Below are 11,443 nucleotides of genomic sequence, written 5' to 3' on the forward strand. Positions count from 1 at the left end.
GTGGTTAACGGGGCGCCTCAGATCAAGATCAAAAACAAAGCGCGGCGGCCTTAGAGCCGACCGGTATTGATGTCGAACTCGGTTCAAAATGTGGGAGCTGTCGAGCCCCAGCGAGGCTGCGAAGGCGCCGGCACTGCTGGCATTTTTTTCGCCTGGCCCACCGCTTTCGCAGCCTCGCTAAAGCTCGACAGCTCCCACAGGGAGATTGGTCAACTGGAAGTTGTGTAGATACCCATGTATCCATCAGATGAGCCGGTTGAAAATATCGGCGCCAGTGTCGCGATGGCTGAGGGCGAATGTTCAAGCGAGTGAATCGCCAGTTTTACAGCGCGACTTCTTTCAACGCCCAGCCGGGTACAAAACAAATCAAATTTCCTGTCCAGCTCATCTGCCGTCATTGCGGTTTCCGGATCGCCTTTCGCGGCGGTGACCGGGCTGACGATGCGGGTGCCCTCTTTCAAAGTGAGGGTAAGCCTGGACAGGATTTCCTCCGGGAAACGCGCGGAAATATCCGCCGCTTCGTGGATTTCGATACGCGCACTGAGCGACAGGATATCCGGTGCGGTGATTGAATCACCGGTGACTTCGGCAGGCCCCAGCTTGCCCCTGACAATGAGTGCCGCCAGTGGAAACGCCAAGGCGTATTGGGCTTCGTCCGCGTTGCGGGGTGCATGGCCCTGCAGGCACATAGATTCGTAGAACGTTTCCACGCAGATCGTTTCGATCGCGTCAGCGTTGAGTTGTGGATGCTGGCGTTGTATTTCCAGCATCGCGGTCAAGGCGGGCTGCGCCCATCGGCACACAGGCCACGGCTTGAAGTACTGGCTGTCTATTTCCCAGCGCTGGCCAATGTCGGCCCAGTGCACTGCCACGCTGTGGTCCTCCACTGTTTCTGCAGGTGCGCCGGTCATGCCCGCCTGCGCCATCAACAGTGCGTTCAAGCCAACGTAGGCGCCAGCGCCATGGGCATCACGCAACATTGTGGGTGACAGCACCACGCGCATCATTGGGCAACGTGCGCTGAAATACTCGGCAATGCCCAACGCGTGGCGAAATGTCGGCTCATCGAACCCGAGCAGCCGGGCACCGGCGCACACCACGCCAATCGCGGAAAAACCGCCGGAGGCATGATAAGTGGGTGAGGTCGCCATCAATGCAGTGCCGGCGCGCAGGGCGGTTTCATAGCCAATGCACAGCGCCGTCAGGAACGTGCGCCCGCTGATAGGCTGGCCGTTATGGTGCAGCGCGTCGGCCAGAGCCAGCAATGCCGGAACGACGGTTGCGCCGGCGTGCCCCTTGGATTTGAAGTGGCCTTCGTGGGCGTCCAGGCTGTCTGCGCAAAACCCGCCGGCCCAGGCTGCGCCGAGCACACTGACGCGCTGGCCATCGAACGGGAGTCGGCTAGTGTAGGTACCGCCGGGATAGTGCAGCAGGGCGAAACGTCGCATCGTTTTGCTGGTGTCGTTGCAGGCTGCACCTGCCATGACCCCGACGATATCCAACAGACTGTTTTTAAGTATTGACCGGGTGTGGGCGGGGGCTTGCTGGAACTCGAAATCACGACAAAATTCGAACAGTGACATCCTGGGTATTCCCTGCGAAATCATTATTGTGTCGCTGCACGATGACCCAGCGAGGGCTTACCGCTCCAGCAACATTTTCGTAGGGCAATCGATAACAAAAATAGCAATCGCGCTGCCGAGGCAGGCCGTATCAGCGGGGGAACTTGGACAGGAGCCACTCCCGAAACTGGCGCAGCTCATGTTCGTTCTCGGCGTTCTCCCGGCAGCTGAGGTAGTGCGAACTATTGCGCAGCTGTACCTGCTGTGGGATCGGCCGCACCAGCACCCCGCGCTCCACCAGGCGCACCACCAGATGGTTCCATCCCAGGGCGATGCCCTGATGGGTCAGCACCATGCTGATCAGCAGGTTGTAGTCATTGGCATTGAAGATTTGCGGGCTGTCTTTAGGGCGATCGTCAATGTCCACCGACTGGAAGGCAAACCAGACGCCCCAGTCCACATGCTCCGCCACCTGCGACCGGCCGTAGGGGCTGAGGTTAAGCAGGGTCGAGTTTCTGAGGCCTTCAAGGGTCGAGATTTCGGGGTGTTGCTCCAGGAACTGCGGGCTGCAAACCGGGTAAATAACGTCATGGCACAGCGGGTAACTTTTATAATCGTCCCGGATGCGGGCCATCTTGGTAATGAAAATATCCGGTTGAACCCCAGGCTCCATGGTCAGGAAGTTCTGCGTCGTGACCAGGTTCAGCTCGATGCCGGGGTATTGTTGGATGAACTCTGGCAAGTGGGCCGACAGCCACAGTGCGGAGAATGCAGGCGAGCAGCAGATGGTCAGCATTTTTTTCGGCGACTGGGTGCTGCGGATTCTTTCGGCCGCCTGTGCGATGTTCACGAACGACAGTTGTGCGGCATCAAAGAACACCGCGCCGGCGGGCGTCAGTTCGACCGTACGCCCGGCACGGGTGAACAGTTGGGCGCCCAGATAGCCTTCCAGCTCGCGAATTTGCCGGCTGATAGCCGCCTGCGACACACACAGCGCCTCGGCGCCGAGGGTGAAACTTTCGTACTTGGCGGCCGCGACGAAAGCCTTCACAGCCCTCAAGGACGGCATTTTCAGCAGAATGCTGTCAGGGTCGACGTGCTTTGACATCCTTACCTTCTCCTAATGCAGCCGCTGCCCGGCGAAGCGACGCGAGGGTACCTGAAGCCAAGCGGTAACAGCGCTGCCGGGGTCGTTTTTGAGACATAACGGGTCGCACCTGGTTGACGCGGGGACAAATGCGGGCATTTTTACGCGATCCATAACCCGACGTTATCCAATGCGCCCTGTAAATGTAGTTGGCTTTGACAGGGGCTTACTAATAAATTTGAAACGTCCCTCTTTCCTAGGGGCCAAAAATAATAAAAGGAAACCCGTCGTGAAACTCTCTATTCATAACCACTGCCGTTTAAAACTAATTTCGATCGTTTGCGCATCGCTTAATGCGAATCGTGCTGAACACGAAGGGGCAAGGTATGACTAATTTCGACGAAATCATTTCCGTCAAGAATGTCTATAAGCTATTCGGTACTCAGCCGGATCTTGCGATGAAGATGTTGGGTGAGGGCGCCTCTAAAGAGGAAGTATTTAAAAAGACCGGGCAAGCCATTGGCGTCTTCGATGCGAACTTCTCGGTCCGCCGTGGCGAGATCTTTGTAATCATGGGCCTGTCGGGGTCCGGTAAATCCACCATGGTGCGTTTGTTCAATCGCCTGATCGAGCCCACCAGCGGCTCGATCTTCCTCAACGGCAAGGAAATTACCGGGTTGGCGGACAAAGACCTCCTGCAAGTGCGCAGGAAAGACATGGGTATGGTCTTCCAATCTTTTGCCCTCATGCCGCACATGAGCGTCATCGACAACGTCAGCTTTGGCCTGGAAATCAGCGGCGTCGCCGAAAAAGAGCGGTACTGTCGCGCCATGGGCGCATTGGCGCAGGTTGGGCTTGCAGGCCAGGAGTTCAGCTTTCCCCATCAACTGTCCGGCGGTATGCAACAACGTGTCGGGCTGGCCAGAGCCCTGGCCAATGATCCCGCGATCCTGCTGATGGACGAGGCGTTTTCCGCACTTGACCCGATGATTCGCAGCGAGATGCAGGGCGAATTGATCAAGCTGCAAGCCGAGCAAAACCGCACCATCATCTTTATTTCCCACGATATTGAAGAAGCTGTCCGGATCGGGCATCGCATCGCGATCATGGAAGGCGGACGGGTGGTGCAGATTGGCACGCCCCGTGAGTTGTTGTGTAACCCCATCAATAACTACGTCCGCGACTTCTTCAACGGCTTTGATACCAGTCGAATCCTCAAGGCCGGCGATATTGCGCAACAAGACGCCAGCATCGTTTATGAGCCAGGTCGTCACACCCCTCTAAAAGCAGAAGCTTCGCTCAGGGAAATTCTTCATATCGTTGCCGCGTCGGTGACGCCTATGCCGGTGGTGGATGAGGTTGGCCTGTACAAAGGTTCGATTTCGCAAGGCCATCTTCTGAGCTGCCTGAATAATAGTTAATTTAATAATCAGAGCAGTCTCAAGTTCTGAGGGTGAGGAAACATCATGTCGGACTTTAATTATCTGGACCCGTTCCAGAGTTTCACTGTTCCATTGGGTGCTTGGGTCGAAGGCGCGCTTACTTACCTGGTGCATAACTTTCGGGAAGTCTTTCGTTCGATTCGGTGGCCAGTTGACCAAGTACTGGATGGTATTCAGTGGGGCCTGCTTTCCGTGCCCCCGACGGTATTCATTATTATTGCCGGATTGATCAGTTGGCAGATAGGCGGTAAACGCATTGCAATCTTCAGCATCGCTACGCTGACCGGTCTAGGCCTGATCGGCGTGTGGGCCGATGCCATGGTCACCCTGGCCCTGGTGCTCACATCGCTGCTGTTTTGCGCGGTCATCGGTATTCCCCTGGGCATCCTCTGTGCCCGAAGCGACCGGATGGAAGTGATCGTTCGCCCGGTGCTGGATGCAATGCAAACACTGCCGGCCTTTGTCTATTTAGTGCCGGTGGTGATGTTGTTTGGCATCGGTAACGTCCCCGGCGTCATTGTGACGATTATTTTCTCGGTGGCGCCGTTGGTGCGCCTGACCAACTTGGGCATCCGCCAAGTACCGGCAGATAAAGTCGAGGCCGCGCGCGCGTTTGGTTGCACGGCTACCCAGATGCTTTTAAAGGTCCAGTTGCCCCTTGCCGCACCGACCATGATGGCCGGCTTGAACCAGACGCTGATGCTGTCCCTTTCAATGGTGGTCGTGGCGTCAATGATCTCTGTCGGCGGGCTTGGCTTGATGGTGTTGAGCGGTATCGGCCGGTTGGACATGGGCCTGGCCAGCGTCGGCGGTGCGGGCCTGGTACTCCTGGCGGTCTTCCTTGATCGCTTGACGCAAGCGATGGGTGAACGCAGCAGTGATCTGGCGACAGGCCAGCGCTGGTACGAAACCGGCCCGGTTGGGCTAGTGATAAAACTCAAAAAGAACAAGAACGTAATACACCCAGTGACTCATTAAGCACGTCTGCTCACCTACTATAAAATCAAGCGTGGTGAAATATGAAACTTGCAAACCTTAAGCACACCGTAGTTGCAACTTTGATCGCGTCTTTGTTGGGCGCGACTGCGTGTTCGGCAGTGTATGCCGCTGATGCAAACAAGCCGGGTGACGGTGTTTCCATCACGCCTATTTTTCCGACCATTGCCGAAGAGCGTTTTCGCGGCGAGGTGGCGATTGCAGGGTTGAAGGACCTTGGCTACGACGTAAAGGCGCCCAAGGAAGTGGATTACCCGGCGATGTTCCTGGCGCTCTCCTACGGCGACGCGGATTTCACCGTGCACGAATGGGAAAACCTGCACGCCGCGTTTTATCAGAAAGCCGGTGGCGACGACACGATGGTGAAAGTCGGGCCGGTCATGAAGGGTGTGCTGCAAGGCTACATGATCGACAAGAAGACAGCCGAGGCCTACAACATCAAGGACCTCTCGGACTTGAAGAAACCGGAGATCGCCAAGCTGTTCGATGCCAATGGCGATGGCAAGGCGGACCTCACCGGCTGCAACCCGGGCTGGGGTTGTGAAGTGATGGTTGAGCACCACATGAAGGCGTACGGCTTGGGCCCGACTGTGGTGGACAACCGGGGCTCCTACTTTGCGTTGATGGCGGACACCATCGCCAGGTTCCAGCAAGGTAAACCTGTGCTGTATTTCACTTGGGTACCGCAATGGATTTCCAGCGTGCTGGTGGAAGGGCGTGACGTGGTTTGGCTGCCAGTCCCGTTCACCTCGTTGCCCGATGGTAAGGAGAGTAAAGACACTTTTTATCAAGGCAAAAACCTGGGCTTCCCAGTGGACACCGTCAACGCTGTGATGAATAAAGAGTTCGCCGAGGAAAACCCGGTGGCTCGCAAGTTCCTGTCAGAAGTCAGTATCACCACCGATGACGAAAGTGCACAGAACCTGCGCATGCAAAAGGGTGAAAAATCACTGGCTGATATCAAGCGCCATGCGGCCGAATGGATCAAGGCTCACCAGGCGCAATACGATGGCTGGTTGAGCGATGCACGCGCCGCCGCCAAGCAATAAGTAATGATGAAACGTACGGTCAGCTTCGATTGAAGTTGGCCGTACACGGAGCCGGCTGCATGTGTTTTATGTAATAGCGTGATCAGGTGGCGAAGATGATGGGTACCTTCCAAAGCGCATTGAAGTTCCAGAACATCGGATTTTGGCAAACTACCGACTCGACCGGTAATGAAAAAGTAGTGCGCGTCGCGTTCATTTTGCTCGATCACTTTTCCTTGACCGCACTGTCGACAGCGATGGACGCGCTGGCCACCGGCAACCTGATCAACAGTAATACCGTCTACAAAGTATCAACGTATTCGCTGTTGGGCGGCCTGGTTGAAAGTGATATTGGCATACCGCTGTCATCGCAGCGGTTGAACGTTGAGACCATCAATCACGATGCCGTGGTGGTGGTCGGTGGCCAACGCGTAAGGCTGTCCAGCCACCCGACCGTTCGACGCGCGTTAAAGAAAACGGCAGGTGGCAAAGGCATCGTCGCCGGCGTGTGGAATGCGGCGTTTTATCTGGCGGATGCGGGCTTGCTCGACGACCAGGACTGCGCCTGCCATACCGACAGTTGTGCGTTGATGAACGAATACTTCCCCCAGGTTAAAACGGTGGAGGCTGAGCACACCTTCGCCCATCGCCGCGCAACGTGCGCGGGGGCTTCTTCTGCGTTGGACATGGTGCTGGCGATCATGCAAAACCTGAGTACCCGGCGCGATGCTGACTTGGTCGATGAAATCAGACGGGTACATCAACCCAAGAGGCTGCAGGTCAATGATGTGCCGCCTGGGCCGACGGTCCTGGCCAGGCCGATTCCTCGTCCGCTCAACGTAGCGGTTTCGCTGATGGAAAATCACATCGAGGAACCCTTGGAAATCGACGAGATCGCCAGCCATGTAGGGGTTTCGCGTCGACAACTGGAAAGACGTTTTGCGCGCTACTTGAATGCGGCACCCAACCGTTATTACTTGGAACTTCGCCTTACCCGCGCCAGGCAATTGATTATGCAAAGTAATCGATCGTTGACAGACGTGGCATTGGCTACGGGTTTTGTCAGCTACCCGCATTTTTATAAGCGCTTCAAGGATTTGTTTGGACTGCCGCCAATGGCATTCAGGGATAACTATTGTTCCAGCGATTTCGGCGGTTCGGAACGCTATGCCATTGCAGCAGGTTTTTAAGCCGGGTTTAAAAAACTTGAGTCAGGCAAGGGTTGCTGTTGCGCCGCGCCCACCGTTTCGCTTTGTCAGTTGTTGAGTGACTGCCACACCTGCGCCAGGTGTGTATTGGGTTCGCTTGGATGTTTAACTTTACGGTCATACTATTATGAAAGTTACCTCGTTACCTGCCGACGATAATAGCTGTGGCTGGTTTCATTTAAGCCGGCGACGTGAACCCAGACCTGCCCACCAAGGCCACAGTACCGCCCGTTGGGTCGTTATAGGCGCGGGATTTACCGGGCTGGCTGCCGCGCGGCAACTTGCGTTGAATTTTCCGCATGACGAGGTCGTACTGGTTGAGGCGCAGGAAATAGGGCTGGGGCCATCCGGCAGAAACGCCGGCTTCGCCATTGACCTTCCCCATGATATCGGCGCTGAGGATTACATCGGTGATATCAGCCTCGCCAAAACCAGCCTGAAACTGAATCTGGCAGGGCAATCCATCCTGCGCGACCTGGTCGATCAACACGGCATCGATTGCCAGATGAAAGCCTGTGGCAAGTACCAGGCCGCAGTGGAAGACCGGGGTATCGCAGTACTCGACGCTTATCGGCGTGGGTTGGACAAGTTGGATCAGCCCTATCAGATGATTGAGCAGGATGAATTGCCCAGTCATTTAGGCACGCACTTCTACCGCAAGGCCTTGTTCACGCCGGGCGCCGTTTTGCTTCAGCCCTCGGCGCTGGTAAAGGGGCTCGCCGACCATTTGCCGGCGAATGTGACCTTGTATGAGCGCACGCCGATTCTGGAGGTGGAATACGGTGCGAAAACCGTATTGAAACATGCCAACGGAAGTATTACCGCCGACAATCTGATCTTGGCCAACAATTCCTTTGGCATGCGTTTTGGTTTTCTTCAGGGCCGTATGCTGCCCATCTATACCTACGGCAGTATCACTCGACAACTGACGCAAGAAGAGCAGGCGCAACTGGGCGGTAAACCTTTTTGGGGCGCCATCCCGGCGGATCCGTTTGGTACCACCGTAAGGCGTACTCCAGATAACCGCATACTCATCAGGAACAGCTTCAGTTTCAATCCGGACGGACGCAGTGACTGCCGCTATAACGACCGTTTCGAACGACGTCATAGAGCGTCGTTCGATAAACGCTTCCCCATGCTGCCCCATGTGAATTTCGAATATACATGGGGCGGCGCACTGGCCATGACCCGCAACCACAACGGCTTCTTTGGCGAGTTGGCGCCTAACGTTTATGGCGCCCTGGGCTGCAACGGCCTGGGTGTGACCCGCGGCACAGTCACCGGGCAATTACTTGCCGATTGGCTCGCAGGTCAACGCCGTGAATCTATTGATTTTCTTTTGAACGCCCCCGGGCCTAACAGCAATCCGCCTGAGCCGTTTCTCTCTTTGGGTGTCAATGCGAACCTCAAATGGGGGCAGTTTCGTGCTGGGCGAGAGAGCTGACTTCAATCAGACAGGCGTGTCATTAACCGCGATTGAGTGCGTTGTTTAACAGGCACTAGCACTAAACATTGGAACCACTGGAGAACGAACCATGAACTTTGACGGCATCTTTACCCCCGCGATTACTCCGCTTTCTTCGGATGGCCAAATAGATTATTCGGCCTTTGATGAAGTGCTTGAGTACCTGATCGAGTCCAAGGTGCATGGCGTCATCATTGGCGGCTCCACGGGCGAGTATTACGCCCATACGCCTGCAGAGCGCTTGGCCGTGGCGGAGCGTGCAAAGAGCGTCCTGCACAATCATCTGCCACTGGTAGTCGGCACGGGCGGTATCAGGACTGAGGACTCGGTCTATTTCGCCGAGCACGCCAAGGCCATCAAAGCGGACGCGATCCTCGTAGGTTCGCCGCCTTACGCGTTGCCGACCCAGAAAGAAATCGCCGCGCATGTGCTGGCCGTGGATAAGGCTGCGGGCCTGCCGATCATGCTCTACAACTACCCGGCGCGTATGGGAGTTGCCATGGGCGATGAGTTCTTCGAAGCGATTTCGCAGTGCAAGAATATCGAAGCGATCAAGGAAAGCTCGGGGGAAATGAACCGCCTGCATCGCCTGGCCAGCGCGCATCCTTCGATCCAGATTTCGTGCGGCTGGGATGACCAGGCCCTGGAGTTCTTCGCCTGGGGCGCGCGCAGTTGGGTGTGCGCCGGCTCCAATTTCATTCCCCGTGAACACGTCGCGCTGTATGAAGCCTGCGTGATTGAAAAAGACTTCGACAAAGGACGCCGCATCATGACGGCCCTGCTGCCACTGATGGACTTCCTCGAAGGCGGTAAGTTTGTGCAATCGATCAAGCAGGGCAGTGAGTTGAGCGGCTTGCGCAGCGGTGGCGTACGTGCGCCCTTGCAGGCGTTGGAAGAATCTGAAAAGCATGAGCTCAAGGCCGTGATCCAGACACTCAAGCAAAACGTTGCGCACATCGTTGGAGGAGCATGAAATGGCCGACTTGCTGAGTAAAGAAGCCTACCGTGAATTGGCTGGCACGCTTGAATTTCGCACCCATGCATTTATCAACGGCGAGTTTCGGGCCGCCAGATCCGGTCGCACATTCACCACGACCAACCCGGCCACTGGCGACGTGCTGGCTGAGATTGCCGCGTGTGACGCCCAGGATGTAGACGAGGCTGTGGCTGCGGCCAAGGCCGCGTTTGAGGATGCACGCTGGCAAGGCCTTTCACCGGCCGCACGTAAAAGTATCCTGCTGCGTTTTGCCCAACTACTGGAAGACAGCGCGCATGAACTGGCCGTGCTCGAAAGCCTGGATAGCGGCAAGCCTATCCGCGAGTGCCAGACCGTTGATGTGCCGGAAACGATCAACACATTGCGTTGGCACGCCGAGCTGATCGACAAGATCTACGACGCCACCGCGCCGGTCGGTTCGGGTGCCGTGACAATGGTCGTGCGTGAGCCTATCGGTGTGGTCGGCCTGGTGCTGCCGTGGAATTTCCCGCTGTTGATGCTCGCCTGGAAAATCGGCCCGTCGTTGGCTGCGGGTTGCTCAATCGTGGTCAAGCCGGCGAAGGAAACTACCCTGAGCGCGCTGCGTGTCGCCGAGTTGGCGTATCAGGCCGGTATTCCCGCCGGCGTGTTCAACGTGGTGCCGGGTGGGGGCAAGGAGGCTGGCGAGCCATTGGGCCGGCATGGTGATGTTGCGATGGTCAGCTTTACCGGTTCGACCGACACCGGGCGGCTCTTCCTCAAGTATTCCAGCGAATCAAACCTCAAGCGCATCGTGCTGGAGTGCGGTGGTAAAAACCCTGCAGTGGTGATGAACGATGCCGAGGACCTTGACCAGGTTGCGCAGCACGTCGTGAACGGTGCCTTCTGGAACATGGGCGAAAACTGCTCGGCGTCTTCGCGCCTGATCGTCCATGCCGACATCAAGGAGGCGTTGCTTGAGCGTATCCAGGTGCATCTGAAGGACTGGAAAATGGGTGATCCCCTCGACCCGGACAATCGCCTGGGCTCGATGATCAGCAAGGCGCATTTTGAAAAGGTCCGCTCGTATATCGAACATGCGAAGAATGAAAACCTGGCTGTGCTGGCGGGCGGCAATACCATCGCCGATATTTTCGTCGAACCGACCATTCTGGATGGAGTCGGGCGTGACAGTCGTTTGTTCCAGGAGGAAATTTTCGGCCCGGTCCTCAGCGTCACCACGTTCAGCTCGATCGACGAAGCCATCGAGTTGGCCAACGATACCGCCTACGGCCTGGCGGCATCGGCCTATACCGGCAACCTGCGCAACGCACTGAAGCTGTCGCGCGGCATCCGTGCCGGCATCGTGACGGTGAACTGCTTTGGCGAGGGTGACGCATCCACGCCTTTCGGCGGCTACAAGGAGTCGGGTTTCGGCGGCCGGGACAAGTCCATCTGGGCACACGACCAGTACACCGAGCTGAAAACCATCTGGATCGACGCCTCCTGAGTATTGGGCGAGCGTTGGGCTGCAACAGAAGATAAGGCCACAAACGAAAAAACCCGCCAAACGCAGGCTGTGTGAAAACGCAGCCTGCACCGGCTAAAAACAAATGCCCCGACTTGTCGGGGCATTTGTTTTTGCGGACTTGAAGAAAAAAAGGGCCTTTCAGCCCATCAACTCCATCAATTTCGGCACT

9 protein-coding genes are annotated in these 11,443 nt (G+C 56.6%); 7 read left to right on the plus strand and 2 right to left on the minus strand.

Going from position 1 to position 11,443, the window contains the following annotated elements; all coding sequences use genetic code 11:
* Nucleotides 1–209: 209 nt before the first annotated feature.
* Both BLL36_RS29645 and BLL36_RS29650 read right to left on the minus strand, forming a co-directional pair.
* Nucleotides 210–1,583, minus strand: coding sequence for an MmgE/PrpD family protein (locus BLL36_RS29645; protein WP_076955138.1), 1,374 nt, complete (start codon nt 1,581–1,583; stop codon nt 210–212).
* Between the two features lie 130 nt (nt 1,584–1,713).
* Nucleotides 1,714–2,670, minus strand: a complete 957-nt coding sequence (locus BLL36_RS29650) for a LysR substrate-binding domain-containing protein (protein WP_076955139.1) — start codon at nt 2,668–2,670, stop codon at nt 1,714–1,716.
* Nucleotides 2,671–3,035: 365 nt separating this feature from the next.
* Between BLL36_RS29650 and BLL36_RS29655 the strand changes: the two genes are divergently transcribed.
* The 7 genes from BLL36_RS29655 (at nt 3,036) to BLL36_RS29685 (ending at nt 11,253) form a co-directional block, all read left to right on the plus strand.
* The gene (locus BLL36_RS29655; RefSeq protein WP_076955140.1) at nt 3,036–4,070 is read left to right on the plus strand and encodes a quaternary amine ABC transporter ATP-binding protein; all 1,035 of its coding nucleotides are present in this window, start codon (nt 3,036–3,038) and stop codon (nt 4,068–4,070) included.
* 45 nt (nt 4,071–4,115) lie between these two features.
* Nucleotides 4,116–5,069, plus strand: coding sequence for a glycine betaine/L-proline ABC transporter permease ProW (proW, locus tag BLL36_RS29660; RefSeq protein ID WP_076955141.1), 954 nt, complete (start codon nt 4,116–4,118; stop codon nt 5,067–5,069).
* Nucleotides 5,070–5,110: 41 nt separating this feature from the next.
* Complete coding sequence (gene proX, locus BLL36_RS29665; protein ID WP_076955142.1) at nt 5,111–6,136, plus strand: glycine betaine/L-proline ABC transporter substrate-binding protein ProX; 1,026 nt, start codon at nt 5,111–5,113, stop codon at nt 6,134–6,136.
* 95 nt (nt 6,137–6,231) lie between these two features.
* Nucleotides 6,232–7,305, plus strand: a complete 1,074-nt coding sequence (locus tag BLL36_RS29670) for a GlxA family transcriptional regulator (RefSeq protein WP_231998967.1) — start codon at nt 6,232–6,234, stop codon at nt 7,303–7,305.
* 142 nt (nt 7,306–7,447) lie between these two features.
* Nucleotides 7,448–8,767: an NAD(P)/FAD-dependent oxidoreductase gene (locus tag BLL36_RS29675; protein ID WP_076955143.1), complete on the plus strand. Its 1,320-nt coding sequence runs from the start codon at nt 7,448–7,450 to the stop codon at nt 8,765–8,767.
* Between the two features lie 91 nt (nt 8,768–8,858).
* Nucleotides 8,859–9,761, plus strand: a complete 903-nt coding sequence (locus BLL36_RS29680) for a dihydrodipicolinate synthase family protein (protein WP_076955144.1) — start codon at nt 8,859–8,861, stop codon at nt 9,759–9,761.
* A 1-nt stretch (nt 9,762) separates the two neighbouring features.
* Nucleotides 9,763–11,253 carry an aldehyde dehydrogenase gene (locus tag BLL36_RS29685; protein WP_076955145.1) on the plus strand — a complete coding sequence of 497 codons (1,491 nt, stop codon included), beginning with the start codon at nt 9,763–9,765 and terminating at the stop codon, nt 11,251–11,253.
* The last annotated feature ends 190 nt before the right edge of the window (nt 11,254–11,443 follow it).

It is taken from the genome of Pseudomonas cedrina subsp. cedrina (genome assembly GCF_001983175.1).
In the GTDB taxonomy this organism is placed as follows: domain Bacteria; phylum Pseudomonadota; class Gammaproteobacteria; order Pseudomonadales; family Pseudomonadaceae; genus Aquipseudomonas; species Aquipseudomonas cedrina.